Annotated in this window: 25 protein-coding genes; 13 read left to right on the top strand and 12 right to left on the bottom strand. The window is 74.3% G+C overall.

Annotated features, from left to right (window positions below):
• Positions 1 to 93: 93 nt before the first annotated feature.
• The 4 genes from groL (at position 94) to BMZ50_RS21075 (ending at position 4,781) form a co-directional block, all read left to right on the top strand.
• Positions 94 to 1,779 carry a chaperonin GroEL gene (gene groL, locus BMZ50_RS21090; RefSeq protein WP_091329168.1) on the top strand — a complete coding sequence of 562 codons (1,686 nt, stop codon included), beginning with the start codon at positions 94 to 96 and terminating at the stop codon, positions 1,777 to 1,779.
• Positions 1,780 to 1,961: 182 nt separating this feature from the next.
• Positions 1,962 to 2,987 (top strand): NAD(P)-dependent alcohol dehydrogenase, encoded by a 1,026-nt coding sequence (locus tag BMZ50_RS21085; RefSeq protein WP_091329166.1) that lies wholly within the window; start codon positions 1,962 to 1,964, stop codon positions 2,985 to 2,987.
• A gap of 49 nt (positions 2,988 to 3,036) precedes the next feature.
• The gene (locus tag BMZ50_RS21080; RefSeq protein ID WP_091329165.1) at positions 3,037 to 4,104 is read left to right on the top strand and encodes an amidohydrolase family protein; all 1,068 of its coding nucleotides are present in this window, start codon (positions 3,037 to 3,039) and stop codon (positions 4,102 to 4,104) included.
• On the top strand, positions 4,101 to 4,781 hold the full coding sequence (locus tag BMZ50_RS21075; RefSeq protein ID WP_091329162.1) for an iron-sulfur cluster assembly protein: 681 nt from the start codon (positions 4,101 to 4,103) through the stop codon (positions 4,779 to 4,781). The genes BMZ50_RS21080 and BMZ50_RS21075 overlap by 4 nt, the downstream gene beginning before the upstream one ends.
• Positions 4,782 to 4,866: 85 nt before the next feature.
• Here BMZ50_RS21075 and BMZ50_RS21070 read toward each other — a convergent pair whose 3' ends face one another.
• The gene (locus BMZ50_RS21070; protein ID WP_177212923.1) at positions 4,867 to 5,583 is read right to left on the bottom strand and encodes a class I SAM-dependent methyltransferase; all 717 of its coding nucleotides are present in this window, start codon (positions 5,581 to 5,583) and stop codon (positions 4,867 to 4,869) included.
• A gap of 69 nt (positions 5,584 to 5,652) precedes the next feature.
• On the opposite strand from BMZ50_RS21070, the gene BMZ50_RS21065 reads away from it, so the two are divergent.
• Complete coding sequence (locus tag BMZ50_RS21065; RefSeq protein ID WP_091329160.1) at positions 5,653 to 6,915, top strand: Nramp family divalent metal transporter; 1,263 nt, start codon at positions 5,653 to 5,655, stop codon at positions 6,913 to 6,915.
• On the opposite strand, the gene BMZ50_RS21060 is transcribed toward BMZ50_RS21065, so the two are convergent.
• Positions 6,885 to 7,499 (bottom strand): TetR/AcrR family transcriptional regulator, encoded by a 615-nt coding sequence (locus BMZ50_RS21060; RefSeq protein WP_091329158.1) that lies wholly within the window; start codon positions 7,497 to 7,499, stop codon positions 6,885 to 6,887. The genes BMZ50_RS21065 and BMZ50_RS21060 overlap by 31 nt on opposite strands.
• A gap of 86 nt (positions 7,500 to 7,585) precedes the next feature.
• Between BMZ50_RS21060 and BMZ50_RS21055 the strand changes: the two genes are divergently transcribed.
• Genes BMZ50_RS21055 through BMZ50_RS21045 form a run of 3 tightly spaced genes read left to right on the top strand, consistent with a single transcriptional unit; the run spans position 7,586 to position 9,802 of the window.
• Positions 7,586 to 7,963 carry an antibiotic biosynthesis monooxygenase family protein gene (locus tag BMZ50_RS21055; protein ID WP_091329156.1) on the top strand — a complete coding sequence of 126 codons (378 nt, stop codon included), beginning with the start codon at positions 7,586 to 7,588 and terminating at the stop codon, positions 7,961 to 7,963.
• Between the two features lie 40 nt (positions 7,964 to 8,003).
• Positions 8,004 to 8,972, top strand: coding sequence for an ABC transporter ATP-binding protein (locus BMZ50_RS21050; protein WP_091329154.1), 969 nt, complete (start codon positions 8,004 to 8,006; stop codon positions 8,970 to 8,972).
• Entirely contained in the window at positions 8,969 to 9,802 is an 834-nt protein-coding gene (locus tag BMZ50_RS21045) for an ABC transporter permease (RefSeq protein ID WP_091329152.1), read from the top strand. Before BMZ50_RS21050 ends, BMZ50_RS21045 begins: the two co-directional genes overlap by 4 nt.
• A gap of 51 nt (positions 9,803 to 9,853) precedes the next feature.
• On the opposite strand, the gene BMZ50_RS21040 is transcribed toward BMZ50_RS21045, so the two are convergent.
• Genes BMZ50_RS21040 through BMZ50_RS21015 form a run of 6 tightly spaced genes read right to left on the bottom strand, consistent with a single transcriptional unit; the run spans position 9,854 to position 15,019 of the window.
• Positions 9,854 to 10,759, bottom strand: a complete 906-nt coding sequence (locus tag BMZ50_RS21040; protein ID WP_091329150.1) for a haloalkane dehalogenase — start codon at positions 10,757 to 10,759, stop codon at positions 9,854 to 9,856.
• Between the two features lie 11 nt (positions 10,760 to 10,770).
• Positions 10,771 to 11,346, bottom strand: a complete 576-nt coding sequence (locus BMZ50_RS21035; protein ID WP_218146374.1) for a DinB family protein — start codon at positions 11,344 to 11,346, stop codon at positions 10,771 to 10,773.
• Positions 11,347 to 11,399: 53 nt separating this feature from the next.
• A complete protein-coding gene (locus BMZ50_RS21030) occupies positions 11,400 to 12,386 on the bottom strand; it encodes a glycine betaine ABC transporter substrate-binding protein (protein WP_091329265.1) in 987 nt (328 codons plus the stop codon).
• Positions 12,386 to 13,207, bottom strand: coding sequence for an ABC transporter permease (locus BMZ50_RS21025; RefSeq protein ID WP_218146373.1), 822 nt, complete (start codon positions 13,205 to 13,207; stop codon positions 12,386 to 12,388). Before BMZ50_RS21025 ends, BMZ50_RS21030 begins: the two co-directional genes overlap by 1 nt.
• Complete coding sequence (locus tag BMZ50_RS21020; protein WP_218146372.1) at positions 13,204 to 14,385, bottom strand: ABC transporter ATP-binding protein; 1,182 nt, start codon at positions 14,383 to 14,385, stop codon at positions 13,204 to 13,206. Before BMZ50_RS21020 ends, BMZ50_RS21025 begins: the two co-directional genes overlap by 4 nt.
• Entirely contained in the window at positions 14,378 to 15,019 is a 642-nt protein-coding gene (locus BMZ50_RS21015; RefSeq protein ID WP_091329149.1) for an ABC transporter permease, read from the bottom strand. Before BMZ50_RS21015 ends, BMZ50_RS21020 begins: the two co-directional genes overlap by 8 nt.
• Positions 15,020 to 15,355: 336 nt before the next feature.
• On the opposite strand from BMZ50_RS21015, the gene BMZ50_RS21010 reads away from it, so the two are divergent.
• Both BMZ50_RS21010 and BMZ50_RS21005 read left to right on the top strand, forming a co-directional pair.
• A complete protein-coding gene (locus BMZ50_RS21010; RefSeq protein ID WP_218146371.1) occupies positions 15,356 to 16,111 on the top strand; it encodes a MerR family transcriptional regulator in 756 nt (251 codons plus the stop codon).
• Positions 16,112 to 16,158: 47 nt separating this feature from the next.
• Positions 16,159 to 17,250, top strand: a complete 1,092-nt coding sequence (locus tag BMZ50_RS21005; RefSeq protein WP_143087243.1) for an FUSC family protein — start codon at positions 16,159 to 16,161, stop codon at positions 17,248 to 17,250.
• A 5-nt stretch (positions 17,251 to 17,255) separates the two neighbouring features.
• Here the strand turns inward: BMZ50_RS21005 and BMZ50_RS21000 are convergent, their stop codons facing one another.
• A complete protein-coding gene (locus BMZ50_RS21000; RefSeq protein WP_091329145.1) occupies positions 17,256 to 18,050 on the bottom strand; it encodes a class I SAM-dependent methyltransferase in 795 nt (264 codons plus the stop codon).
• 49 nt (positions 18,051 to 18,099) lie between these two features.
• A complete protein-coding gene (locus tag BMZ50_RS20995) occupies positions 18,100 to 19,647 on the bottom strand; it encodes a glycerol-3-phosphate dehydrogenase/oxidase (protein WP_218146370.1) in 1,548 nt (515 codons plus the stop codon).
• A 16-nt stretch (positions 19,648 to 19,663) separates the two neighbouring features.
• Here BMZ50_RS20995 and BMZ50_RS20990 point away from each other — a divergent pair, with 16 nt between their 5' ends.
• On the top strand, positions 19,664 to 21,370 hold the full coding sequence (locus BMZ50_RS20990) for an FAD-binding oxidoreductase (RefSeq protein WP_218146369.1): 1,707 nt from the start codon (positions 19,664 to 19,666) through the stop codon (positions 21,368 to 21,370).
• Between the two features lie 75 nt (positions 21,371 to 21,445).
• On the opposite strand, the gene BMZ50_RS20985 is transcribed toward BMZ50_RS20990, so the two are convergent.
• Complete coding sequence (locus tag BMZ50_RS20985) at positions 21,446 to 21,736, bottom strand: hypothetical protein (protein WP_218146368.1); 291 nt, start codon at positions 21,734 to 21,736, stop codon at positions 21,446 to 21,448.
• A gap of 119 nt (positions 21,737 to 21,855) precedes the next feature.
• On the opposite strand from BMZ50_RS20985, the gene BMZ50_RS20980 reads away from it, so the two are divergent.
• Positions 21,856 to 23,091, top strand: a complete 1,236-nt coding sequence (locus BMZ50_RS20980) for an arginine deiminase (protein WP_091329144.1) — start codon at positions 21,856 to 21,858, stop codon at positions 23,089 to 23,091.
• Between the two features lie 57 nt (positions 23,092 to 23,148).
• Here BMZ50_RS20980 and BMZ50_RS20975 read toward each other — a convergent pair whose 3' ends face one another.
• A complete protein-coding gene (locus tag BMZ50_RS20975) occupies positions 23,149 to 24,084 on the bottom strand; it encodes a DUF5926 family protein (RefSeq protein ID WP_091329142.1) in 936 nt (311 codons plus the stop codon).
• A 47-nt stretch (positions 24,085 to 24,131) separates the two neighbouring features.
• Between BMZ50_RS20975 and BMZ50_RS20970 the strand changes: the two genes are divergently transcribed.
• Complete coding sequence (locus tag BMZ50_RS20970) at positions 24,132 to 25,343, top strand: cytochrome P450 (protein ID WP_091329140.1); 1,212 nt, start codon at positions 24,132 to 24,134, stop codon at positions 25,341 to 25,343.
• The last annotated feature ends 6 nt before the right edge of the window (positions 25,344 to 25,349 follow it).

The raw sequence follows: 25,349 nt of genomic DNA, 5'->3' as shown, positions 1-25,349 counted from the left end.
TCTCCCGTCCCGGGAGGGCCGAAATGGCCATTTCGGCCCTCCCGGGACGGGGTTCGTGTTCCTCCCTCCCCACCCGCGCACCCAGGAGGACCCATGGCCAAGGAACTGCGATTCGGCGGCGACGCGCGCCGGCTGCTGCAGAGCGGTGTCGAACAGCTCGCCGCCTCGGTGAAGAGCACGCTGGGACCCAAGGGCCGCAACGTGATCCTGGAACGGATCACCGGCTCCCCGGAGGTCACCAACGACGGGGTGACCATCGCCCGGGAGATCCACCTGCGGGACCAGTTCGAGAACATGGGCGCCCAGCTGGTCAAGGAAGCCGCGATCAAGACCAACGACACCGTGGGCGACGGCACCACCACCGCGATCGTGCTGGCCGAGGCCATCGTCCGCCAGGGGATGGCCGCCATCGAGAGCGGCGGCAACCCGGTCCTGGTCAAGCGCGGGATCGACGTCGCGGTCGCCCGGCTGGTCGAGCACCTGGCCGGCGTCGCCCACCCCCTGCGGACCGAGGAGGACTTCCGCCGGGTGGCCTCGATCTCGGCCAACGACGACGACACGATCGGCACCGCGGTGGCCGGCGCGCTGTACGCGGTCGGTGACGGCGGCGTCGTCACCGTGGAGGACTCCCCCGTGCTCGGGATCGACGTCGACTTCGTCGAGGACTTCGAGTTCGACAACGGCTACGTCTCGCCCTACATGGTCACCGACCCCGGGCGGCTGGAGGCGATCGTCGACGACTGCTACGTGCTGCTCACCGCGCACAAGATCACCGACATCAAGACCCTGATGCCGGTGCTCGACAGCATCATGCGGGAGCCCCGGCCGCTGGTGATCATCGCCGAGGGGGTCGAGGGGACGGCCCTGCAGATGCTGGTGCACAACCACGTGACCGGCATCTTCCAGTGCGTGGCGATCCAGGCGCCCGGCTTCGGCGAGAAGCGGATCCACCTGCTCGAGGACATGGCCGCCCTGACCGGCGGGCGGGTGCACTCGCGGGCGTCGTCGTTCGCCCTGGAACAGATGACCACCGCCCACCTCGGCCGCGCCGACCAGGTCCGGGTGACCGGTGACCACACCACGATCATCGGCGGGCACGGCGACCCGGCGGCCCGGGAGCGCCGGCTGACCCAGCTGCACGCCGAGCTGGAGCGGGCCACGATCGGCACCGACCAGGACTTCCTCTCCGAGCGGATCGCCCGCCTCTCCGGCAAGGCCGCCGTCATCCGGGTGGGCGCACCGACCAACGCCGAGGCCAAGGAGATCCGACACCGCGTGGACGACTCCCTGCAGGCGACCCGGGCGGCGATGGCCGAGGGCATCGTCGCCGGCGGCGGGGCGGCCCTGCTGCACGCCGAACCGGCCCTGGACGGCCTCGACGTGCAGGGCGACTACCGGGTCGGCGTGGAGATCGTGCGCAGCGCGCTCACCGGACCGGTGCACCTGATCGCCGCCAATGCCGGGCACGACGCCGAGGAGGTGGTGAAGCAGGTCGGGATGATGGCCGTCGACGACGGGTTCGACGCCCTGGAGGGGCGGTTCGGCAACATGATCGACCTCGGGGTCATCGACCCGCTGCGGGTGGTGCGCTCCGCCCTGCAGAACGGCGCCTCGGTGGCCGGTCTGGTCCTGACCACCGATTCCCTGGTGGCCGAGGAGCAGACCCCCTGGAACAAGTCCCTGATGACCGAGTTCGGCCCGCTGGACGAGGGGCTCCCCCAGCCCTCCCCGGACGCGAGCACCCCGCAGTCGTTGGGGCTGGGGCCGTCGATGGGCTGAGCGCGGCCGCGGCCGGGCGGGAGTGTCCGCCCGGCCGCTCCGGCCTGCCCGCCGCCGGCCGTCTCAATTTGGGACACGCGCCGGGCCACCCCGTCCCTAGGTTCCCGTCCGTACCCGTCGACGGCCCGCATCCCCCGGGCGGGCCTCCGTCGACCCCCGTCGACGCCTGAGGAGACCACGGCATGAGAGCCGTCCGTGTGCACCGCTACCACGAGGACCCCCGGCTCGACGAGATCGAGGAACCGAAGCTGACCGGGCCCCTCGACGTCATCGTCAGGATCGGCGGGGCAGGGGTGTGCCGGACCGACCTGCACATCATCGAGGGCCAGTGGGCGGAGCGGATGAACCCCCAGCTCCCCTACGTGATCGGGCACGAGAACGCCGGCTGGGTGCAGGAGGTCGGCGAGGGCGTCACGAACGTGGCGGTCGGCGACACCGTGATCCTGCACCCGCAGCCCAGCTGCGGGCTGTGCCTGGCCTGCCGCGCCGGCAAGGACATGCAGTGCGAGAACGCCTTCTTCCCCGGCCTGGACGGGCACGACGGCGGCATGGCCGAGTACATGCGCACCACTGCCCGCGCCTGCGTGAAACTCGACCCCTCGACCAACCCCGCCGACGTCGCGGCGCTCGCCGACGCCGGGATCACCGCCTACCACGCGGTGCGCAAGGCGCTGCCCCTCCTCCCGCCGGGGACGACCGCGGTGGTCCAGGGCGCCGGCGGGCTGGGGCACATCGGCATCCAGTGCCTGCGCGCGCTGTCGGGGGCGCGGATCGTCGTCGTCGACCGGAACCCCGCCGCCCTCGAGCTGGCCCGGCAGATCGGCGCGGACGAGACGGTGCCGGCCGACGGCAACCACGTGGCCGCCGTCCAGGAGCTCACCGGCGGCGGGGCGAAGGTGGTCCTCGACTTCGTCGCCGAGCAGGGCGCCGAGATGGACGGCTGGAACATGACCGGGCCGGACGGCTCGTACTTCGTCATCGGCTACGGCGGGGAGCTGCGCATCCCCACCCTGGACATCGTCGCCACCGAGCGCAACGTCATCGGCAACCTCGTCGGTACCTACACCGACCTGGCCGAGCTCATGGTGCTCGCGCAGGCCGGGAAGGTCACCCTGCACACGCGACAGTACGGCCTCGCCGAGGCCGTGCAGGCCCTGCACGACCTCGACGCCGGAATGGTCCGCGGTCGCGCCATTCTCGTCCCCTAACACCACGCCACCGAGAAATCTCCGAAATCGACGCGAGAGGTGCCAGCCCATGTATGAGAAGGATGGCGAGAAGTACTTCGTCGTGGACTCCCACATGCACTTCTGGGACGCCAGCCGGGAGAACTGGGTCCAGGGCCGCGAGGAGTACGCCAAGGGCTGGATCGACTGCTTCTACGGCTACCACCAGCTCGGCCCGCCGGAGACCCACTGGGACTACGAGCACTACCTGAAGGTCTCCCCCGAGGACCTCATGAAGGACGTCTTCGAGGACGGCCACGTGGACAAGGCGATCTTCCAGTCCACCTACCTGAAGTACTGGTACCGGGACGGCTTCAACACCACCGAGCAGAACGGCTCGATGCTGGAGGGGAACCCGGACAAGTTCATCGTCAACGGGCGCTTCGACCCCCGGGACGGCGAGGCCGGGCTGAAGCAGCTCGAGGAGGACGCCCGGCGCTGGAACCTCAAGGGCGTCAAGGTCTACACCGCCGAGTGGCACGAGAACGGCTCCCGCGGCTGGAAGCTCAGCGACAAGGAGTCCTACCGGTTCCTGGAGAAGTGCCGCGAGCTCGGGATCAAGAACGTCCACGCCCACAAGGGCCCGACGATCTGGCCGCTGAACAAGGACGCCTTCGCCGTCGACGACATCGACCAGGCGGCCACCGACTTCCGCGACCTCAACTTCATCGTCGAGCACTCCGGCATCCCGCGGATCGACGACTTCGCCTACATCGCGGTGCAGGAGCCCAACGTCTACGCGGGCTGCTCGGTCGTGCTCGGCGCGCTGATGCACGCCCGGCCGAAGTTCTTCGCCCGGGTGATGGGTGAGCTGCTGTTCTGGGTCGGTGAGGACCGGATGACCTTCGGCAGCGACTACAACATCTGGACGCCCAAGTGGCAGATCGAGCAGTTCGTCGACTGGCAGATGCCCGACGACGAGGCGTTCGCCGACTACCCCCGGCTCACCACCGCCACCAAGAAGAAGATCCTCGGCCTCAACGCGGCCAAGCTCTACGACATCGAGGTGCCGGCCGAGTGCCAGCTGCCCACCACGGCGGGCGAGACGCTGCAGCCCGGGCAGGAGCTGGTCGAGGACATCGCGGGGGCGCAGGCGTGAGCTTGCGGGACGACGTCTGGCGCGCGCTGGGGACGGTGCTCGATCCCGAGCTCGACGAGCCGATCACGGATCTCGACTTCGTGGCCTCGTGCACCGTCTCCGGCGAGGGCGTCGCCGCCGTCCGCCTGCGGCTGCCGACGTTCTTCTGCGCGCCGAACTTCTCCTTCCTCATGGTCGCCGACGCCCACGACGCCGTGTCGGCGGTCGAGGGGGTGACGCGCGCGGAGATCGTCCTGGAGGACCACCACGCCTCGCAGGAGATCAACGGCGGGGTCGCCGCGGCCGCCGGCTTCGCCGAGACGTTCACCGGCGAAGCCGAGGCCGACCTCGCCGAGCTGCGGCGGTACTTCCTGGAGAAGGCGGTGATCGCCGGTCAGGACCGGGTGGCGCGGCCGCTGGTGGACGCCGGCGCCGGTCCCGACGAGCTGGCCGAGCTGACCCTCGGGGCGGTCCCGGCCTCCCCGGCGCTGGACCGGCTCCGCCGGCGCCGGGCCGCGCTGGGGCTCCGGGACGACGACGCCGCGCCCCTGCTCGTCCATCCCGACGGCAGCCGGGTCACCTCGGCGCAGGTCCCGCTGCACCTGCGGCGGGCCCGGCTCACCCGGCTCGGGATCGAGACCAACGGGGAGTTCTGCCGGAGCTTCCTCAAGACCCGGTATGCCGACACGGCGGGGTGAACCGTCACGCCGCATTCTCCGGCCTGACTCCGCGCCCCGGTCCGCTGCTCGCTCGCTCCTCGCTGCGATGCTCCCGGGGCCGTCGTCAGGAGGTGCGCGCGACGAGCACCCGGAACAGGTTCAGCAGCCGGTAACCCCCGGCCTCGGTGCGGTACGGCTCGCACCGCTGCAGCACGGCCGCGCGCACCGCGACCGGGCCGGCCCGGCGACCGGCCGCGCGGCCCAGGGCGGAGGCGAACAGCGGTCCGAGCAGCTCGTCCTCGTCGGCGTACTCGAACGGGCAGACCACCTCGTCGAGACGCGCCACCCGCAGGCCGGCCCGCTCGGCGAGCGCGCGCAGCCGGCCGGGCTCGGTGACCGGCGGAGCGGGAGATGGCCGGCGCGGCCCGAGCCATGGGGCCAGCGCCTCGCCGAAGGCGCGGACGTCGCACTCCTGCTCCCGGCCCCACACCGTGGCCACCACGAGCGGGCCCGACCTCGCCGCACCCGCCAGCACCCCGGCCGGGTCGGCGACGTGCATGAGCAGCTGCACCGCGGCCACGACGTCGAACGGGCCGGCCGGCGGGTCGTGGGCGTCCCGGACGGCGAACGCGCCCCCGGGCACCTCGGCGGCGGCGCGGGCGACGGCCGCCGGGTCGGTGTCGATGCCGGTGACCCGGGCTCCGCGGTCGGCCGCCGCGCGGGCGAAGCGCCCCGCCCCGCACCCCAGGTCGAGCAGGCGCGTGCCCGGACCGACGGCGGCCGCGTCGAGCACGGCGGCGTGCAGCGGCGCTCCCCAGCCACGCGGGCCCTCGCCGCTCACCCGCCCGAGCCTATCCGCAGGCCCGGGGGCCGCCGGCCGCTCACGACCGCGCCCCGGGGAGGGTGAGCGATGTTCCGCGCTGGGGCCAGGACGCCCGCTCCGCTGCAGCCGACCGAGGGTGACCGCACCCGCCGGGCCCGGCTGGCGCTGTTCGGGCCGGCGTTCGTCGCGGCGATCGCCTACGTCGACCCGGGCAACTTCGCCACCAACTTCGCCGGCGGCGCGGGCTACGGCTACCTGCTGCTGTGGGTGATCGTGGCGGCCAACGTCATGGCGATGTTCGTGCAGAGCCTGTCGGCCAAGCTCGGCCTGGCCACCGGCGCGAACCTGCCCGAGCTGTGCCGGGAGCACTACCGGCGGCCGGTGGTGCTGGGCCTGTGGGTCCAGGCCGAGGCGGTGGCCATCGCCACCGACCTGGCCGAGGTGGTGGGCGGCGCGATCGCGCTGAACCTGCTCTTCGGGCTGGACCTGGTGACCGGCGGGCTGATCACCGGCGCGGTCGCCTTCGGGCTGCTGGCCCTGCAGAGCCGCGGGGATCGGCGGTTCGTCAACGCGATCATCGGCCTGTTCGCGGTCATCCTCATCGGCTTCCTGGTGATGCTGCTGCGGGTGCCCGCCGAGCCGGCCGCCGCCGCAGCCGGCCTGGTGCCGCGGTTCGAGGGCGCGGGCAGCGTGCTGCTCGCGACCGGGATCCTCGGCGCCACGGTCATGCCGCACGCCATCTACCTGCACTCCGCGCTCGTCCCGCGCCGGGTGGCGACCCTGTCCGCCGGGCAGCGCCGGGGGCTGCTCCGCACCCAGCGGATCGACGTGCTGACCGCGATGAGCCTGGCCGGCCTGGTCAACGCCGCGATGCTGGTCGTCGCCGCGGCCCTGTTCTCCGGCTCGGGGCTGGCCGGCACGCACACGCTGGAGGGCGCCCACGCGGGGATCGGCCTCCGGCTCGACGAGTCCGCCGCGCTGATGTTCGCCCTGGCCCTGCTCGCCTCCGGCTTCGCCTCCGCGGGGGTGGGCACCTACGCCGGCCAGGTGATCATGCAGGGCTTCCTCCGGCGCCGGATCCCGCTGCTGCTCCGGCGGGCGCTGACCCTCTGCCCCGCGATCGCGATCCTGGCGCTCGGGGTGGACCCGACCATGGCGCTGGTCAGCTCCCAGGTGGTGCTGTCCTTCGGCATCCCGTTCGCCCTGGTGCCCCTGCTGCTGCTCACCCGCCGCCGGGACGTCATGGGCGAGCTGGTCAACCGGCGGCGCACGACCGCCGCCGCGGCGACGGTGGCGTCGGTGATCATCGGGCTGAACGCCTACCTGCTCGTCGATCTGGTGGCGGGGTGAGGTCCTCCGCCGGGATCCGCCGTCGCGTCGTCGAGGAGGGCCAGCCGACCGACGACCGCCTGCAGCTGACCGTCGACGGCGGGCCGGTCCTCGTCCGGGGCGGCCGCCCGCAGGGTGACCATCCCGTGCAGCGCCGTCCAGACCAGCGTCGCGTCGGCGCGGGGATCGCGGCTGGCCGACCGACCGGCGGCGACGCAGGCGGCGATGGCGTCGACCAGGACATCGAAGGCGACCGGACCGCCGGGCAGCCGACGGGGCCCGAACATCGCCCGGTAGCGCGCCGGGGCGGCCAGCCCCGCGAGCACGTACGCACGGCAGCCGGCGAGCAGCCGGTCCACGGGATCGGGATGGCCGGCGACGGCCTCGGCGATCGCCGCCCGGAGCTCGGTGAACCCCTCGTCGAGAACCGCATCGACGAGCGCATCGAGGTCGGGAAAATGCCCGTAGACCGCCGGCGCGGTGACGCCGGCCTCCCGGGCGACCGCCCGCAGGGTCACCGCCTCCGGCGAGCCGGTCCGCTCCAGCAGCGCAGCACCCGCGGCGACGAGCTCGGCGCGCAGCCGGCCGGGGGTCCGCGGGGGCACGCGACCACTTTACAGGTGTAAATGGGCCTCCTACTGTGTGCTTTACAGCTGTAAAGTCCGTGCAGCTGAATGCAGAGGAGGACGTCGTGCCGCTCATCCCGGACCTGCCCTGGACCGCCGCCCGCCCCGGCCCGGGCCCCGGTGTCCTGGTCGTGACCCGGTTGCGCCTGCGCCGGCTGCGCGACGTGCCGGCCTTTCTCCGCGCCGCCCTGGCGATCCGCCGGCAGGCGCAGGCCTCCCCCGGCGCCCGGTCACTGATCCTGCGCGCGCGGCCGCTGGCCCGCACGTTCACCACCGTGTCGTGGTGGGACGACGAGGCGGCGGTCGCCCGGTTCGCCCGCTCCGAGCCGCACCGGGGTGTGATGCAGCACTGGCACGGCCGGCTGGTGGACTTCTCGAACGTCACGCGCCCCGGAACCGAGGGCGTCGCCCCCACCCTCGCGGCGGCTGCGCCGTCGGCGTAATGCCGTTGCCTGCCCGGCCCCGGTGGAAGCATGGCGCCCGATGGACGCGGCCGTGCAGGTGACCGACCTGGTCAAGCGCTATCCCGGGCGATCCGCCAACGCCGTCGACGGCCTCTCCTTCACCGTGCGCCGCGGCGAGATCTTCGGCCTGCTCGGCCCGAACGGGGCAGGCAAGACCACCACGATCGGCGTCCTCACCACCCGCGTGCTGCCCACCTCCGGCCGCGCGGAGGTGGCGGGGGTGGACGTCGCCGCCGACCCGGTGACCGCGCGCAGCCGCCTGTCGGTCGTGCCGCAGCGCCCCAACCTCGACCGGGCGCTGACCGCCCGGCAGAACCTGGTGTTCCACGCCGCCTACCACGGCATCGGGCGCGCCGAGCGCAACCGCCGGGCCGATGCCCTGCTCGACCAGCTGGGGCTGGCGGACCGGGGTGGGGACAAGGTGGACGCCTACTCCGGTGGCATGGCGCAGCGGCTGCTCATCGCCCGTGCGCTCATGCACGCCCCGCAGGTGGTCTTCCTCGACGAGCCCAGCACCGGGCTGGACCCGGCGGCGCGGCTGTTCGTGTGGGACCGCGTCCGCGAGCTGCGCGACGGCGGGGTCACGGTGGTGATCACCACCCACGACATGGACGAGGCGGCCGCGCTCAGCGACCGGGTCGGGATCATGGACCACGGCCGGCTGCTCGCCCTGGACACCCCGGCCGCGCTCACCCGGTCGCTGCCCGGCAGCGCGACGCTGGACATCGACGTCGGGCGCGCCGCCGAGGACACCGACGAGGCCGTGCTCGCCGCGCTCTCGGCGCTGCCGCAGGCCGAGCGCGTCGAGCGGGTGACCGACGCGGCCGGGCTGCGCGCCCGCCTCTACCTCTCCGGCGACGCCGCCGCGCTGGTCGGGCCGGTCTCGGATGCGCTCTCCGCGCGGGGGGCACACCTGACCGGCGTGCGCATCGGCGAGCCGAGCCTCGAGGACGTCTTCCTCAGCCTCACCGGACGGGAGCTGCGATGAGCGCCGACACGGCCACCCCGGGACTGCTCCGCGGGGCCGGCGTCCCGCCCGCGGGCCGCCCGGACGTCGCCCGCGCCTTCCGTGCCCTGCTGTGGCGGGACGTCTTCGTCACCGGCCGGGAGCTGGTGCCCTTCCTGCTGCAGGTGGTGCTGCAGCCGGTGTTCCTGCTGTTCGTCTTCGGCAAGGTCCTCGTCGAGCTCGGGTTCGCCTCCGACGGGTACTCCGACGTCCTGCTGCCCGGGGTGATCGCGCTCACCGCGTTCCTCACCGCGCTGCAGAACACCGCTTTCCCGCTGGTCATCGACTTCTCCTACACCAAGGAGATCGAGGACCGGCTGCTCGCGCCGCTGCCCACGGCGCTGGTGGCGGTGGAGAAGATCGTGTTCGCGGTGCTGCGCGCGCTGGTCGCGGCGGCGGTCATGTTCCCGATCAGCTGGTGGGTGCTGGGTTCGCTGCCCCTGACCTGGTCGGACCTGCCGTTCCTCACCCTGTTCCTGGTGCTCGGCTCGCTGGTCGGCGCGGCGGTGGGGATGACCGTGGGCACCTTCGTGACGCCCAACCGGATCAACGTGGTCTTCGCCGTCGTCCTCACCCCGCTGTTGTTCACCGGCTCCACCCAGTTCCCGTGGCAGCAGCTGGACTCCCTCCGCTGGTTCCAGGTGGTCTGCGCGCTCAACCCGCTGACCTACGTCAGCGAGGCCCTGCGCTCGCAGATGGCCCCGGGTGTGCCCCACCTGCCCCTGTGGCTGTGCGCGGTGGCGCTGGCCGGGTTTCTCTCGGTCTTCGCGGCGGCCAGCCTGGTCGGGTTCCGCCGCCGCGCCCTGGACTGACACCGCGCGGATCGCCCGGACAGCGGAGTCGCTGCGCGGGGCAGAGACGCGTCAGCGCAGCGTCGGGATCCAGCCGGCCAGCGCGCGGCCGATCTCGTGCGGGGAGTCCTCCGGCACGAAATGCGCCCCGGGCACGGTGACCTCGGTGAGCGCGGCCCACTTCCGGACGAACGCCCGCTGCCGGCCCACGAGGATCGAGCCGGGGTCGGCGTCGATGAACAGCTTCGGGACGTCGCTGGTGCGCAGCCACTGCCCGTAGCGCGAGACGACGTCGCGGACCGTCGGCGGCACGTTCTCGATCGGGATCTGCCGCGGCCACTCGAGGGTCGGCCAGCGCTCCTCGGGGGTGGCGAAGGGCCGGCGGTAGCGCTCGTGCGCCTCCGGGCTCAGCCCCCGGGCCACCGACGCCGGGAGGATCCGCTCGACGAAGACGTTCTTCTCCAGCACCGCCGCCTCGCCGTCGGGCCCGCGCATGGCGCGGAAGATCCCACGGGCGTCGGTCGGCCAGTCCGCCCAGGTCAGCGGGGTGACGATCGCCTCGGCGAACGCGATCCCGCGGACGGCGCCGGGATGCCTGCGGGCCCAGTCGAAGCCCAGCGCGGAGCCCCAGTCGTGCAGCACGAGGGTGACCCGCTCGGTCGCGCCGACCTCCTCCAGGAACCGGTCGAGGAACCCGGCGTGGGCGGCGAAGGAGTACGTGCCCGGGCCCGGGTCGGGCAGCTTGTCGGACTCCCCCATGCCGATCAGGTCGGGGGCGAGGCAGCGGCCCAGGTGCTGCACGTGCGGCAGGACGTTGCGCCACAGGTAGGACGACGTCGGGTTGCCGTGCAGGAAGACGATCGGATCCCCCTCCCCGACCTCGACGTAGGCCATCTCGAGGTTCCCGTCCGCCCGCCGGTCGACCCGGACGCGCCTACGGGGGAACGGGTCCTCGGGGGAGACGGAGTCGGCGGCCATGCCGAGGATCCTCACCCATCCACCACGGGCGCACCTGCCCGGCCTGCCGCCCGGGCCGCGGTCTCGACGCGGTCCCGGAAGGCCGCCCACTCCGCCGCCCCGCGCTCCGGGAGGTTCGCGTTGTCCGGGCTCATGCCGACGCTGCCGTCGAGCATCTCCCGGAGGATGTCGGCGTGCCCGGCGTGCCGCGCGGTCTCGATGCCCATGTGCACGAGCAGCGTGTGCAGGGTCGGGTGGCGGCGCTCCGGTGACCACCACGGCACCTCACCGACGGCATCGAGCGGCAGCGCCGCGATCGTGGCGTCGGCGTGCGCGGCGGAGAACCGGTACAGCCCGACGATCTCCTCGCGGGACTCCTCCGCGGTCGCCCACATGTCGGCGTCGGGCGCGGCACCCTCGCCCTCCCAGGGGTAGGCCCGCCCGCTGGGCCGGCCGAACACCTCGCCGAAGTACCCGAGCTGCACGTAGGCCACGTGCTTGACCAGGCCCAGCAGGCTCGTACCGGTCGGCGTCATCGGCCGGCGGATCGCGTACTCGTCGAGGCCGTCGAGCTTGGCCAGCAGTAGAAGGACCCGCCTGCCCCCCACGCCTCGCGAGCTCGGCGCGGGCCCCTGCAGGCGGGTCAGCGGAAAGGGCGGGGTCAGCCGCGGGAGACCAGCCCCTCCGACACCATCCAGTCCAGCGCCACGTCGGCGGGATCCTCGCCGGCGACGTCCACCCGGCCGTTCAGCTCGATCATCACCTCGTCGGTGAGCAGCGGGGTGATCCGGGCGAAGACGTCGGCGATCTCCGGGTACTCCTCCAGCGTCTCGGTGCGCACGATCGGGGCGATGTTGTAGGCGGGGAAGTAGCCGCGGTCGTCCTCGAGCACGGTGAGGTCCAGGGAGGCGATCCGGCCGTCGGTCGTGAACACCTCGCCGAAGTTGCAGAGCTCGCCGCTGTCGGTGGCGGTGTAGACGGCGCCGGTGTCCAGGATGCTCACGTTGTCCCGCGGGACCCCCTGGGGATCCCCCAGCGGGATGCCGTAGGTCTCGAGCATCGGCTCGAAGCCGTCGGGCCGGGTGGCGAACTCCGACTCCACGCAGAAGGTCCGCTCCTCGACCGGTAGCGCGGCGATGTCGGAGAGCGTGGCCACCCCGCCGAGGTCGTCGACGGCCTCGCTGCGCACCGCGAAGGCGTAGGTGTTGTTCGCCTCGGCGGGCGGCAGCCAGGTGATCCCGTTCTTCGCGTCGGCGTCCCGGACCGCGCGCCACTGCTCCTGCTGGTCCGGGATCCCCTTGGGCATGCCCAGGTAGTTGATCCAGCCGGTGCCGGTGTACTCCCACTGCATGTCGGTCTCGCCCTCGACCATCGCCGCCCGCGCCGGCGCCGCGCCGGGGATGCCGCTGCGGTCGGTGACGTCGAACCCGGCCACCTGCAGCGCGATCACCGCGATCTTGCCCAGGATCAGCTGCTCGGTGAAGTTCTTGGCGCCGACCGCGATCGGCTCGCCCTCCACCGCGGCGATCGGCTCGATCGCGGCCGGCCCGGCGTCGGGGACGAACGTGGTGGCGCTGGTCAGCCCGCAGCCGGCCAGTACCGCGCCGGACGCCGCCAGCGCGGCCGCACGTCGACGAAGGGAGCGCATCACAGCCCCTTCGGCCGGGCGACGTACTCCACGACGCGGCCGAGCCAGTCGACGGCAAGGGCCAGCAGCGCGACGAGCACCGCCCCGCTGATCAGCAGCGAGTCCAGCGACAGGGTGATCCCGGTGTTGATCAGCACGCCGAGCCCGCCGCCGGCGATGAAGGTGGCGAGGGTGGCGGTGCCGACGAGCAGGACCAGCGCGGTCCGCACGCCGGCGAGGATCACCGGCGCGGCCAGCGGCAGCTCGACCCGGAGCAGGACGGCGAGCCCACTCATGCCCATCCCCCGGCCGGCCTCCACCAGGCGGGGGTCCACACCCTGGATCCCGACCATCGTGTTGCGCAGCACCGGCAGGGCCGAGTACACGACCAGCGCGACGACCGTGGTCCAGAAGCCGAAGCCCAGCCACATGGCCAGCAGCACGAACAGGCCGATCGCCGGCGCGGCCTGCCCGACGTTGGCCAGGCCGATCACCACGGGCGTGAAGCGGCGCAGCGCCGGCCGGGTCAGGGCGACGCCCAGCGGGATCGCGATCAGCAGGACGATCGCCGCCGCGACGGCGGTCAGCGACAGGTGGCGCAGCGTGCTGTCCCACAACGCGGCGGCGCCGAGCTGGCGGGCCTCGGTCTCGCTGAGGGTGGCGGTGGCCCGCCACAGCACGAAGGCGAGGACGCCGAGGACGACCAGCACCGGCTGGATGACCAGGGCACGCCATTCCCCGCTCCGCCTGCTGGGACGGCCGGCGCGGGACGCACCCGGACCGAGGGCGGCCTCATCCGGGACTTCCTCGGCGGCGTCCCGCCGGATCTGCGTCGCGCTCACCCGGCCGCCTCCTGCCGGGTGCGCTGGACGACGTCCATGATCATCTCGACGGTGACCACGCCGGCCAGCCGGTCCCGCCGGCCCAGCACCACGGCACCGCCCTGGCTGGCGGCGAGCATGGTGTCGAGGGCGTCGCTGAGGGTGGAGCCGAGGCCGACCACCGGCAGCTTCTCGTCGACGGTGGCCGGGATGGTCGTCATCCGGCTCACCTCGGCCACGGTCGGCCAGCTGATCGGCCGGCCGCGGCGGTCCAGGACGACGATCAGCTCGTCCCCGGCCGCGCGGGCCCGCGCCACGGCGGCAGCCGCGGCCTCCCCGACCGTCGCCGTCGTCGCCGGCCGCAGCTCGAGGCTGTTCACCCGGGTGAGAGTGAGCTGCTTGAGCGTGGCGCCGGCTCCGACGAACTTGGCGACGTACTCCTCGGCCGGGTCGGCCAGGATCGCCTCCGGGGTGTCGTACTGGACGATCCGCGCGCCGACGTCGAAGACCACGATCCTGTCCCCGAGCTTCAGCGCCTCGTCGAAGTCGTGGGTCACGAACACGATCGTCTTGCCGATCTCGCCCTGGATCGCGATCAGCTCGTCCTGCAGCCGGTGGCGGGTGATCGGGTCGACCGCCCCGAACGGCTCGTCCATCAGCAGCACCGGCGGATCGGCGGCCAGCGCCCGGGCGACGCCGACCCGCTGCTGCTGCCCGCCGGAGAGCTCTCGCGGGTAGCGGTCGCGATAGACGTCGGGGTCGAGCCCCACCAGATCCAGCAGCTCGTCGATGCGCTCGGCGATCCGAGGCTTCTCCCAGCCGAGCATCCTCGGCACCATCCCGACGTTGGTGGCCACCGTCATGTGCGGGAAGAGGCCGCCGGCCTGGATGACGTAGCCGATCCGCCGCCGCAGCCGGTCGGGGTCCTGGTTGGTGACGTCCTCGTCGCCGAGGAAGATGCGCCCGCTGGTCGGCTCGATCAGCCGGTTGATCATCTTGAGCAGCGTCGTCTTCCCACAGCCGGACGGGCCGACGAACATGACGGTCTCGCCCGCGGCGATCTCCAGGGAGACGTCGTCCACGGCCGGCCGGTCCTGGCCCGGGTAGCGCTTGGTGACGTGCTCCAGGCGGATCGGCACGCCGCTGACGCGCCGCTCCGGAGCGGCCGGCGCCACCGGGGTGGGCACGGGGTCAGACACGGATCCCCCTCGGGGTGGTCAGGCGCCCCACGACCAGGAGCAGCAGATCGAGGACGAGGGCCAGGACGACGATCGCGATCGTCCCGACCAGGGCGGACTCCAGGGCGTTGGCGCCGCCCAGCCGGGCCAGCCCGGTGAAGATGAACCCGCCGAGACCGGGGCCGAGCACGTAGGCGGCGATGGCCGCGATCCCCATGACCATCTGGGTCGAGATCCGGATCCCCGCGAGGATCACCGGCCAGGCCAGGGGCAGCTCGATCCGCAGCAGGGTGGCCGGCCGGCTCATCCCGATGCCGCGGGCGGACTCGATCACCGAGCGGTCGACCCCGGCGAGCCCGACGACGGCGTTGCGCAGCACCGGCAGGGTCGCGTAGAAGGTCACCGCGATGACCGCCGGGGCGATGCCGAAGCCGAACGGCGCGAGCAGGATGCCCAGCAGCGCGAACGCCGGGATGGTCAGCCCCACCGCCGACAGCCCGTTGGCCAGGGAGGTGGCGACCGGGTTCCGGTACACCAGCGCCGCCAGCACCAGCGCGATCAGGGTGCCCAGCAGCACGCACTGAACGACCAGGCTCACGTGCTGGAACGCCTGGTAGGCGATCTGCCCGCGACGGTCGACCAGGAAATCCCACATCGGGGGCAGGTCCTCTCCGCACCCGGCCGCTCGGGGCCGGGCAGTCTTCCGTGGATCGAGCAGGCAGCCCGCTTTCCGCGCATCCATGACCGGAGCTCGCGGACGGCCGACACGCCACCGGGCGACCTGCGGATCGCTGCTCGCCGTAGCTGCACGTGCCGCAGCGCCGCTCTCCCCGACAACGCTGTCACAGCGCTCGGGGGACCGCGACTTCAACCGCGTTGCGATGCCATGACGATCATGCGGCGACGCGCCCCCGCCGCGGCGCCCGGAGAGCTGCTTGACCCTGACGCGACGTCAGGCTGTGCACTCGGGAGCGTCAGAGAGGAGGAGGCCGTGAACGTGGGGGAGGTGGCGTCCCTGGCCGGCGTCACCGTGCGCACGCTGCACCACTACGACCGGATCGGGCTGCTGTCGCCGTCGGGGCGCACGCCGGCGGGCTACCGCCGGTACTCGGCGGCGGATCTCGAGCGGCTGCACCGGGTGCTGCTCTACCGCGCGCTCGGCTTCCCCCTGGAGGAGGTCGCGACCCTGCTGGACGACCCGTCCGCCGACCCGGCCGAGCACCTGCGCCGGCAGCACCGGCTGCTGCGGGACCGGCTGGAGCGGACGTCGGCGATGGTCGCGGCCGTCGAGAAGGAGATGGAGGCACGGGCGATGGGGATCGACCTGACCCCCGAGGAACGCTTCGAGGTGTTCGGCGAGCAGGACCCGGCGCAGTACGAGGCCGAGGCCGAGGAGCGCTGGGGCGACACCGACGCCTGGAAGGAGTCGAAGCGCAGGACCCGCGGCTACTCCAAGGAGGACTGGCTGCGGATCAAGGCCGAGGGCGAGGACGTCGAGCGGCGGTTCGTGTCGGCGCTGCAGGCCGGGGCGGCCGCCGACTCGGAGCAGGCCATGGACATCGCGGAGGCGCACCGGCAGCAGATCAGCCGGAACTTCTACGACTGCCCGCCCGAGGTGCACGCCGGGCTCGGCCGGATGTATGTCGAGGACCCGCGCTTCACCGGCCACTACGAGCGGGTCGCCCCCGGCCTGGCGGAGTACGTGAGCGCCGCCGTCCAGGCCAACGCCGCCCGCCGGGCGGGCTGAGACCCCGGGCGCGCGGTGAGCGGAGTCATCGGTCACCCTGGGTCCCCGTGACCTCCCTGTGGGCCCTGCTGCGCCGGACGCCGGTGCAGCGGGGTGTGCGCGCGGCGATCGCGGCGGGGCTGGCCTGGCAGGTCGCCGTGCTGCTGCCGCCGCTGCTGTCCGAGTACGCGTACTACGCCCCGCTGGGCGCGGTCATCGCCGTCCACCCCACCGTCGCCGACTCCGCCAGCGCGGCCTGGCGCAGCGTGCTGGCCATCCTGACCGGCTTCGGCCTGGCCGTCGCCGTGTACGAACTGACCCGGCAGGTGCCGAACGCGCTCACCATCGCGCTCATCGTCGCCCTGGCCGTCGCCGTCGAGCAGTGGCAGCTGTGGCGCGAGCAGGCCAGCTGGGTGAGCTTCGCCGCCGTCCTGATGATCACCGTCGGCCTCGACGACCCCAACACCTACGTGCTGCGCTACGCCGGGCTGACGCTGCTGGGTGCGCTGGTCGGCGTCCTGGTCACCACCGTGCTGTTCCCCCCGATGCAGCTCACCCAGGCCGTCGAGCAGATCGGCCGCACCCGGGCCGTCCTCGCCGCGCACCTGGGCGACATCGCCGCGACGCTGCGGGAGGGGCACGTGCCCGACCCCGCCGAGTGGGCCGGCCGCGGCCGGCGCCTGGACCGCGAGCTGGACCGCATGCGGGCCGCCGAGAACCGGGTGGAGCGGGCCCGCCGGGCCAATCCCCGCGCCCGCCGCTGGCAGGGCCGGGCGGCGGGGATCCGGGCGGAATCCCGGGCGGTCGACCGCGTCGCCGTCCTCGTCGACGACCTCGTGTCGCTGGTCGTGGAGTTCCAGCCGCACCGGCGCGGGGTGGACCTCGTGGACGCCGGCACCGGCTGGGTGCTCGCCGATGCCCTGGACGGCCTGGCCGGCGTCGTCCGCACGCCGCACGACCACGTGGACGGGACGATCCCCGACGGACGCGAGGAGTCGGTCACCGCCGCCGTCGTCGCGCTCGACCGGCTGGTCGGCCTGCTGCGCAGCGCCAGGGTCGCCGACGAGGAGGGCTTCTTCGCCCTGGGGGCGGTCGCGGTCGGCGTCCGGCGCGGCCTGCTGGCGCTGGACGCGACCGGGCAGCAGAAACCGGCCGCCTGATCCGCTCAGGCGCGGATGAGCAGCTCCCCGTGCAGCATCCCCAGCCAGCCGTCGTCCGCCTCCGACCAGCGCAGCCAGGCCGCGGCGATCGACTCGAGCTCCTCCGCCGTCGCCAGCCCGTAGGCCCGGGCCTGCTCGGCGAAGGACGACGCGGTCGCCCGCCCCGCCCAGGACCGCCCCCACCAGCGCCGCTCCTCGGGCGTGGCGTAGCACCAGGAACCGGTGGTCGCGACCACGTCACGCAACCCGGCCGCGTGCGCCCACGACAACAGCCACCGGCCGGCATCCGGCTCCCCGCGGTTGGACCGGGCGACCCGGTAGTACAGCTCCAGCCAGCGGTCCAGGCCCTCGTCGGCCGGGAACCAGCTGATCGCCCCGTAGTCGACGTCCCGCACCGCGATCACACCACCCGGCCGGCACACGCGGGCCATCTCGCGCAGCGCGGCCACCGGATCGGTCAGGTGCTGCAGCACCTGGTGGGCGTGGACGACGTCGAAGCAGTCGTCGGGCATGTCCAGCGCGTAGACGTCCCCGACGGCGAAGGACATCTCCACGCCGGCCCGGGCGGCGGCCGCCCGGGCCTCGTCCAGCGGGTCGGGCGAGACGTCGATCCCCACGACGCGGCCGGGGGCGACCCGCGCGGCCAGGTCGACCGTGATCGTGCCCGGCCCGCACCCGACGTCGAGCAGGTCCAGCCCCGGGCGCAGGGTCGGCAGCAGGTACCCGGCCGAGTTCTCGGCGGTGCGCCAGCGGTGGGACTGCAGGACCGGGTCGGCATGGCCGTGCGTGTAGATGTCCACGCCCTCGGTTCTACGCCACTCGTCCCAGAGAGTGAACTCTCCTTCCCACTCAATAGGACGTGAGCTCCTCGGTGAGCACCCGCTCGGCGACCGGGACGGCCCGCTCCCGGTCGGCGGGCACCAGGCCGATCCGCACCCGCCGGTCGAGCAGGTCGGCCACCGACCGCGCCCCCTCGGCTCGGACGGCGAACCGCAGCTCCCCCACCGTCTCCGGGCGCCCCTCCACGACCGGCTCGACGCCCAGTGCGACGACGGCCGGCGCCTCGGTGCCGTACCGCTCCACCAGCCGCCGCGGGGCGTCCACCCGCTCCAGCGCGACCCGCGGCGCCGCCCCGACCAGCGGCAGCCGGTCGGTACGGGACCGCGGCGCGCCCCGGCCGAGACGGGCCACCGCCGCGTCGACGGCCTCCTCGGCCATCGCCCGGTAGGTGGTGAGCTTGCCCCCCACCACGGTGAGAACAGGTCCGTCCCAGCGCAGCAGGTGCCTGCGGGAGAGGTCCGCGGTCGCGTCACCGGGGCCGGCACCGGCTGCGGCGGGCAGCACCAGCGGCCGCAGGCCCGCGTAGGAGCCGATCACGTCGGCCCGGGTCAGCGGGTGGGCCAGCACCCGGTTGACCGTGTCGAGCAGCTGCTGCACCTCGGCCTCGCTCGGCTCGGGGTCCTCCTCCGGCACCGGCCCGGGCACCGGCTCGTCGGTCAGGCCGAGGTAGACCAGGCCGCCCGGCTGCGGCAGCGCGAACACGTACCGGGACCGCGACCCGGGCAGCGGCACGGTCAGCGCCGCCGTCGGGCCGCCCAGCCGCTCCGCCCGTACCACCAGGTGCGACCCCCGCGAGGGCACCAGCCGGACGGCGGGCGCCAGCCGCTGCGCCCACACCCCCGCCGCGTTGACCACGACGCCCGCGCGCAGCGCCAGCGCCTCCCCGTTGTCCAGCTCCACGTGCACGTCGGCGCCGTCCACCGCCCGCACCGCCGCACCGGTCAGCACCCGCGCCCCGGCGGCTACCGCGGAGCGGGCCAGGGCGACCACCAGCCGGGCGTCGTCGGTCAGCTGACCGTCCCAGAACACCACCCCGCCGCGGGCGCCACGGACACCCGGCGTCAGCCGGGCGACCTCGGCGGCCCCGACCCGGCGGGTGACCGGCAGCGACCGCCGCCCCCCGGGCACCGAGGCGCGGACGGCGTCCCCCAGGCGGCCGCCGGCCTCGGCGAGCGCGCTGACGTCGCGGCCGGCCACGTCGGGAACCAGGAAGGGCAGCGGCCGGACCAGGTGCGGCGCCGTCGCCCCCATGAGGACGGCGCGCTCCCGGGCGCTCTCCCGTGCCAGGCCGAACTCCCCGTGGGCCAGGTAGCGGAGCCCGCCGTGCACCAGCTTCGACGACCACCGGCTGGTCCCGGCGGCCAGGTCGGCGCGCTCCAGCAGCACCACCGACAGGCCCCGCGAAGCGGCGTCCAGGGCCACGCCGGCCCCGGTCACCCCGCCGCCGACGACCACCACGTCCACCGCGCTCCCGGCGACGAGATCCAGGTCAGCGACCCGCCGGGCGGGCGAGAGCGCGCCGGCGCTCCCGCCGTCGGCAGGTCCCGCGGAGAGCACCCGGCAGACTGTAGCCGTGCCCGAGCAGCCGGAACTGACGATCCAGGGTTGGGGTGACCCCACCCGCCCCCGCGACGCCACGGTGGCCGGGGGGGACGACGGCGCCGATGGCAGCCTGCAGCTCGCGCCGTTCCCCGATCTGGCCGAGGTGCTGCCGAAGGTGGCGCGCAAGCACCTGTCCCGGGAGCTCGGCTGGACCCCGCGCCCCACCCCGCCGGTGGCCGTGGCCGACATCCGGCTGGCGCCTTCCCGGCTCTCCGAGGAGTGCCGGTTACGGCTGGCGCTGCTGCTGGGCGAGGAGCACGTCCGCACCGACCGCGCCGCCCGGCTCAGGCACGCCGGCGGCAAGAGCTACCTGGACCTGCTGCGGCGGCGGGAAGGTGACGCCTCCGACGCGCCGGACGCCGTCGTCACCCCCGGCAGCACCGAGGAGACCGCCGAGCTGCTGGCCCTGTGCAGCGAGATGGGCGTCGTGGTCGTGCCCTTCGGCGGCGGCACCAGCGTCGTCGGCGGGCTGGCCGGCATCGACGCCGACGACCGGCCGTCGATCTCGGTGGACATGGGCCGCATGGCCCGGGTCCGCGCCCTCGACGTGCCCTCCTCCCTGGTCACCGTGGGGCCGGGCATGCGCGGCCCCGCGCTGGAGGCACACCTGGAGCGGCACGACCTGACGCTCGGGCACCTGCCGCAGAGCTGGGAGTTCGCGACGCTCGGCGGGTACGCGGCCACCCGCTCGGCGGGGCAGGCCTCGACCGGGGTCGGCCGGTTCGACGACCTGGTGGCGGGGGTGACCATGGCGACGCCGTCCGGCGTGCTGGAGCTCGGGCACCCGCCGGCGTCGGCGGCCGGGCCGGACCTGCTCGGGCTCGCGCTGGGCTCCGAGGGCGCGCTGGGGATCATCACCGAGCTGCGGTTGCGGGTCCGCCCGAAGCCGCGGGCCCTCGAGTACGAGGGGTGGTCCTTCCGGTCGTGGGCCGCGGGGCTGGCCGGGCTGCAGCGGCTGGCCCGGCACGACCTGCTGCCCGACGTCGTGCGGCTGTCGGACCCCGACGAGACCCGCGCCAACCTGCTCATGGCGTCCGGCCCGGGCGCGCGGGCGCTGCGGGCCAGCCTGCGCGGGCGCCGGCACGGGCAGGGCTGCCTGCTGGTCGTCGGCTGGGAGGGGCTGCCCACGCTGGTGCGGGCCCGCATGCGGGCGGCGGCCTCGGTGCTGCGCGACGGCGGGGCGATCCGGGTCGGGCGGCGGGTCGGCGAGTCCTGGCGCAAGCACCGGTTCGCCGCGCCCTACACCCGCGACAGCCTCCTCGACGCCGGCCTGCTGGTCGAGACCCTGGAGACGGCGGCCACCTGGACGGCGCTGCCGGCCGTGTACGACGCCGTCCGGAAGGCGCTGCGCGAGTCGCTGGGCCGGGGCGGCCGGACCCCGCTGGTGATGAGCCACGTCTCGCACGGCTACGCCACCGGCGCCTCGCTGTACGTGACCGTGCTGGCCGACCGCGACGACGCCCTGCCCATCCAGCAGTGGCTGTCGGCGAAGCGGGCGGCGACCGACGCGCTGGTGGCCGCCGGGGGGACGCTCACCCACCACCACGCGGTCGGCGCCGACCACCGGCCGTGGCTGGAGCGGGAGATCGGCCCGCTCGGCGTCGAGGTGCTGCGCGCGGTCAAGGAGCGCCTGGACCCCCGGGGGATCTGCAACCCCGGCGTCCTCCTCCCCGACTGATGCGGAGTGGATCCGTGCGCATCACCCGCACGGATCCACTCCGCACGCGCATCCGGCGCCTGCGACGAGCTCGGCTCAGGCCTGCTCCAGCCCCTGCCCGAAGTCGCGCAGGAGCCGCAGGTGGTTCTGGTGGGCCAGCAGGTGGCCGGCGCCGATGGCCAGGGCGACCGGCCACTCCACGAGGCCCACCACCGCCAGCGTCGCCAGCCCGCCGAACCACGCCAGGTCCTCGACCGGCGGCAGGTGCATCGTGCCCACGGCGGGGATCACCACCCGCACCGTGTTGCGCTCGATGGCCCGGAGCACCGCTCCGTGCCCGATGCGCAGGGGCGTGCCCGCGGGTGGGGCTGCTGTGATCGCCGTCATGTCCGCCTCCTGCCGGCTCGTTCCCCGCCGATGCTGCCGACGGCCAGGGGTGGGCACCTCACCCGTTCCGCATGAGGCGCGCGACGGCCCGCAGGCCGCCGGTGTGCCAGCCTTCGACCATGGCCCTCCCTGCTCCGGAACCCGCTCCGCTCGGTGCGACCAGCGAGGTCGGCAGGCTGCAGACGGTGCTGCTGCACCGGCCCGGCTCCGAGCTGCGCCGGCTGACCCCGCGCAACAACGACCAGCTGCTGTTCGACGGCGTGCCGTGGGTCCCGCGGGCGCAGGCGGAGCACGACGCCTTCGCGGCCGAGCTGACCTCCCGCGGCGTCGAGGTGCTCTACGTGGACCGGTTGCTGGCCGAGGTGCTGGCGTACCCGACGGCCCGCACGGAGCTGATCACCGCGGCGGTGGACGACCCCCGCCTGGGTGCCTCGCTCAAGCGGGCGGCCGCCGCGCACCTGGCCGACCTCGCACCCGCCGATCTGGCCGGCACGCTGATCGCCGGGCTGGCGCACGACGAGCTGCGCGGTGGCCGCGGGGTGGCCTACGAGCTGATGGACCGCCGCGACTTCGTCGTCCCGCCGCTGCCCAACCTGCTGTTCACCCGCGACTCCTCGGTGTGGGTCGGTGACGAGGTCGCCGTCACCTCGCTGGCGATGCCGGCCCGGCACCGGGAGAGCACCATCACCGCGGCGATCTACGCCCACCACCCGCGGTTCGCCGGCGCCGAGCAGCTCTACGACGCCTCGCTGGAGCACCTGGAGGGCGGCGACGTCCTGCTGCTGGCCCCCGGGGTGGTGGCCGTCGGCGTCGGCGAGCGGACGACGCCCGGCGGCGCCGAGCGGCTGGCCCGGCGGGTGTTCGCCCGCGGCCTGGCGCACACGGTGCTCGTCGTGCCCATCGCCCAGCAGCGGGCCACCATGCACCTGGACACCATCGCCACGATGGTCGACGTCGACGCGCTGGTGATGTACCCCGCCGTCGCCGACTCGCTGGTCGCCTGGACGGTCACCGCCGGGGACCACCCCCCGGACGACGACGGGGTCGTCGACCTCACCGTCCGCGGCCCGGAGCCGTTCGTGGAGGCCGCCGCGGCGGCGATGGGCATCGACCGGCTGCGGGTCATCGACACCGGCCTCGACCCGGTCACCGCCGAGCGCGAGCAGTGGGACGACGGCAACAACACCCTGGCGCTCGCGCCGCGGCTGACCGTCGCCTACGAGCGCAACACGGTGACCAACGCCGCGCTGGAGGCCGCCGGCATCGAGGTGATCCGGATCGCCGGCTCCGAGCTGGGCAGCGGCCGCGGCGGGCCGCGGTGCATGTCCTGCCCGATCAGCCGCGCCCCCCTGTAGGCCCCGTCCCGGGCCCCGCCCCGAGCGTGGGAGGGGTGGCCAGGAGGGGGTCCTTCGTCAGCGCAGGGTGATCTGGCGGGAGATCAGGCCGGCGCGGGCGCGGCGCTCGTCGGCGTTCAACGGCTCGGTGGCGGCCAGCGCCCGCTCCAGGCGCTCCTGGAACGCGGTGGCCGGCCCGACCCAGTCGGCGGCCGGGGTGTCGGCGGGCAGGTCCCACACGGGGACGACGAGGCCGTGGGCCCGGAATGCGCCGGCGTAGCGGGTGCCCTCGCCGAGCAGGATCTCCCCGCTCGCCGAGAGCCGGGCCAGCGCGTCGAGCAGCCGCTCCTCGGGTTCCGGGCGCACCCAGCGCAGGTGCGCGCGCTCGCTGCCGGGCCGCACCCAGTAGGCGGCACCGAGGCCCTCGAGCGCCTCGGTGGGGAGGATCGCCTGGTTGGCCTGCTCGAGCCCGGCCTGGGCGGCGGGCCCGGTGTCGGCGCCCTCGAGCCAGAACCCGAAGTCGGGGTGCACGGTCACCGCGAACGGCGCCTCGAGGTCCAGCAGCTCCTGCAGCCGCGGCCCGGCCGATCCCGCGCCGCCGACCGGGCCCGGGTCCACCGGCGCACCGGCCGGTGCCTCCAGCGCCGCGGCCAGCGCGGTGCCGAGGTCGCGGCTGACGTCGTCGGAGGAGGCCGGCAGCTGGACGCCGAGCAGGATCTCCCCGTTCGCCCGAACCAGCGCCGGCACGCCGCCGGGCAGCACGCTGGCGAGGGTGACGTCGCGGCCGTCCGCCGTCCGGAGCGCGACGGTCGCCGCCGGCACCAGCTCGCGCAGCGCCACCCAGTGCGGCTCCCCCGGCAGGCCCTCGAAGGGCCGGGCCACCTGCGGGGCGTAGCCCGAGCCGTGGCAGTGCTTGTAGCGGCGGCCCGAGCCGCACGGGCACGGCGCCTTCGGGTTCACCCCACCGTCGGCAGTGGGGGCGGCGGGACGGCGGCGGGTCGAGGAGCGAGCCATGGCACGAGCCTACGGAGCGCGCGGGCCCCCGACTTAGGCTCCTTCCCGTGACCCAGGCACCGCCCGCACCGCTCGACCTCACCGATCCGGCCGTCGTCGCCGACCCGTACCCGTCCTTCGCCGCAGCGCGCGCCCAGGCGCCGGTGCAGTGGCACGAGGGCATGAACCTGTGGCTGGCGTTCACCCACGCCGAGTCCAACGCGGTGCTGCGCGACCGGCGGCTCGGGCGGATCTGGAAGGACAAGGCGCCCGCGGAGCGGTTCGGGAGCTTCAACCTGATCCACCGCAACGCGATCCTCGAGATGGAGCCGCCCGAGCACACCCGGCTGCGGCAGCTGATCAGCTCGGCGTTCGCGCGCGGCCACGTGGAGCGGCTGCGCCCGTGGGTGGAGGAGCTGGCCGGCCGGCTGGTCGACGACCTGGTCGAGCGCTCCGGCGGCAGCGAGCCGGTCGACGTCCTGTCCGGCATGGCCGAGCAGCTGCCGGTCGACGTCATCGCCGAGCTGCTGGGCGTGCCGGAGGCCGACCGGCCGCTGCTGCGGCCGTGGTCCAACGCGATCGTGAAGATGTACGAGTACGGCCGGACGACGGCGGTCGAGGACGCCGCCGAGCGGGCCGCCGACGAGTTCGTCGCCTATCTGCGCGCGCTGACCGCGGAGCGCCGCCGCACCCCCGGCGAGGACCTGCTCTCCCACCTGGTGGCCGTGCGCGACTCCGACGGCGGCCGGCTGACCGAGGACGAGCTGGTCACCACCTGCATCCTGCTGCTCAACGCCGGCCACGAGGCGACGGTGAACGTCAGCGGCAACGGCCTGCTCGCCCTGCTGCGCCACCCCGGCCAGATGCAGCGGCTACGGCAGGACGCCGGCCTGCTGCCCACGGCGATCGAGGAGTTCATGCGGTTCGACTCGCCGCTGCAGCTGTTCGAGCGCACCGCCACCACCGACGTCGAGATCGGCGGCGTGACCGTGCGGGAGGGGCAGAAGATCGCCGCGCTGCTCGGGGCGGCCAACCACGACCCGGCCGCGTTCGACGCCCCGGAGACCTTCGACGTCGGGCGCGCCGACAACCCGCACATCACCTTCGGCGCCGGCGTCCACTTCTGCATCGGCGCCCCGCTGGCCCGGGTGGAGCTGCAGGCCTCCTTCGGGGCGCTGCTGGGCCGCACCTCCCGGCTGGAGCTGGGCGGGGAGCCGGTGCGCCGACCGGAGTTCGTCATCCGCGGCCTGGCCGAGCTGCCCGTCGTCCTCACGCCCTGATCGCGG

This window comes from Geodermatophilus ruber, assembly GCF_900114385.1.
In the GTDB taxonomy this organism is placed as follows: domain Bacteria; phylum Actinomycetota; class Actinomycetes; order Mycobacteriales; family Geodermatophilaceae; genus Geodermatophilus; species Geodermatophilus ruber.
Note: the sequence above shows the minus strand (reverse complement) of the source record. Positions and strands in the feature narration are given on the sequence as shown.

Coding starts and splice junctions, on each gene's coding strand:
- BMZ50_RS21065 (WP_091329160.1), top strand. CDS start 5,653: ATGTTCCGCGCTGGGGCCAGGACGCCCGCTCCGCTGCAGCCGACCGAG.
- BMZ50_RS21085 (WP_091329166.1), top strand. CDS start 1,962: ATGAGAGCCGTCCGTGTGCACCGCTACCACGAGGACCCCCGGCTCGAC.
- BMZ50_RS21030 (WP_091329265.1), bottom strand. CDS start 12,386: ATGCGCTCCCTTCGTCGACGTGCGGCCGCGCTGGCGGCGTCCGGCGCG.
- BMZ50_RS20975 (WP_091329142.1), bottom strand. CDS start 24,084: ATGGCTCGCTCCTCGACCCGCCGCCGTCCCGCCGCCCCCACTGCCGAC.
- BMZ50_RS21045 (WP_091329152.1), top strand. CDS start 8,969: ATGAGCGCCGACACGGCCACCCCGGGACTGCTCCGCGGGGCCGGCGTC.
- BMZ50_RS21050 (WP_091329154.1), top strand. CDS start 8,004: ATGGACGCGGCCGTGCAGGTGACCGACCTGGTCAAGCGCTATCCCGGG.
- BMZ50_RS21040 (WP_091329150.1), bottom strand. CDS start 10,759: ATGGCCGCCGACTCCGTCTCCCCCGAGGACCCGTTCCCCCGTAGGCGC.
- BMZ50_RS20985 (WP_218146368.1), bottom strand. CDS start 21,736: ATGACGGCGATCACAGCAGCCCCACCCGCGGGCACGCCCCTGCGCATC.
- BMZ50_RS21015 (WP_091329149.1), bottom strand. CDS start 15,019: ATGTGGGATTTCCTGGTCGACCGTCGCGGGCAGATCGCCTACCAGGCG.
- groL (WP_091329168.1), top strand. CDS start 94: ATGGCCAAGGAACTGCGATTCGGCGGCGACGCGCGCCGGCTGCTGCAG.
- BMZ50_RS20980 (WP_091329144.1), top strand. CDS start 21,856: ATGGCCCTCCCTGCTCCGGAACCCGCTCCGCTCGGTGCGACCAGCGAG.
- BMZ50_RS21080 (WP_091329165.1), top strand. CDS start 3,037: ATGTATGAGAAGGATGGCGAGAAGTACTTCGTCGTGGACTCCCACATG.